The sequence below is a fragment of the Lentibacillus halophilus genome (genome assembly GCF_039522485.1).
In the GTDB taxonomy this organism is placed as follows: domain Bacteria; phylum Bacillota; class Bacilli; order Bacillales; family Amphibacillaceae; genus Lentibacillus; species Lentibacillus halophilus.
In genome coordinates this window covers 1-1147 of sequence record NZ_BAAADM010000065.1, presented here as the reverse complement: position 1 = coordinate 1147, position 1147 = coordinate 1, and the positions used below count along the sequence as shown (strand labels likewise).

Genomic DNA, 1147 nt, shown 5'->3' with positions numbered 1-1147 from the left:
CGATTATTTATGGGGAAGAAACTAAAAAAGTATTCATATGACGAAAAGGTGGAGGTTGTTAAGAAGTACATGGAGGGGTACCCCTCCAGCCGATTGGTGAAGGAATATGACCTAACGCATCGTAACCGCATTTATGAATGGCGTGATCAAGTTCTTAAGGGCGGCTATGAAGCCTTAAAGGACCAACGTGGTTCCAAAAAGAAAGATCGTCATCATGCCCGGGAACGGTCTCTTGAAGAAGAGAATGAGTCCTTGAAATTAGAGGTGATGTATTTAAAAAAGTTATTGGATCTTCAAAGGAGGTGAGACGTAAACAGGCTGAATTTGAATTCATACGAGAATATGAGGGCGTGTATTCGATAGCTAAATTAGTTGACGTCACCTCTGTTTCCCGTTCGGGCTATTACAGATGGAAATCCCGTAAAGAAAGCTATGAACAGGATAAGACAGATGAGAGGCTTTACCAGAAGATATTAGAGATTTATCGAAAACACGGGGGGACGTACGGACGTGAGCGAATCAAAACGGAACTGGACCATTCCTATCACATGATTGTTAACGAAAAGCGCATCTCACGCGTCATGAAAAAATATGGTTTGCGTTGCCAAATCCGACGAAAGCGTAAAAAGGGCGTGCGTCAGCCTTATGGGGACATACCGAATGTTCTGGATCGTGATTTCAAAGCTTTAAGACCCGGCATTAAAATGGGAGTGGATATCACATATGTTCCGGTCCATGGAAGCCATCATCCCTGGCTTTATGTATGCGCCATAAAGGATTTATTTAACCGTGAAATCGTAGCGTATTCCATGGATACCAATCAATCAACAGAACTGGTCTATGACGCCTTGAATACATTACAGAAAAAGGGATTTGAGAAAGGTGCCATCCTGCATAGCGACCAGGGCATCCAATTCACAAATCCCGGATATAGGCTGCGTCTAAAGGAAATGGGCATCACCCAATCCATGTCCCGTCGAGGTAATTGCTGGGACAATGCTTGCGTTGAAAATTTCTTCAGCCACTTCAAGACAGAAGCACCTTGTTTCTATAAGATGGAAACGTTGGCTGACATTAAAAACGCAATAGACGCCTATATGCGCTATTTTAACAATGAACGATTACAAAACCAACTAAAAATGAGTCC

General features: G+C 42.8%; 2 protein-coding genes. Both read left to right on the top strand.

Annotated elements, in window-relative coordinates:
* A partial coding sequence (locus tag ABDZ72_RS14315) for a helix-turn-helix domain-containing protein (protein WP_343754364.1) occupies positions 1 to 306 on the top strand: 306 nt, incomplete at its 5' end.
* The coding region (locus ABDZ72_RS14310; protein WP_343754361.1) for an IS3 family transposase at positions 303 to 1147 on the top strand (845 nt) is incomplete at its 3' end. The genes ABDZ72_RS14315 and ABDZ72_RS14310, both read left to right, overlap by 4 nt.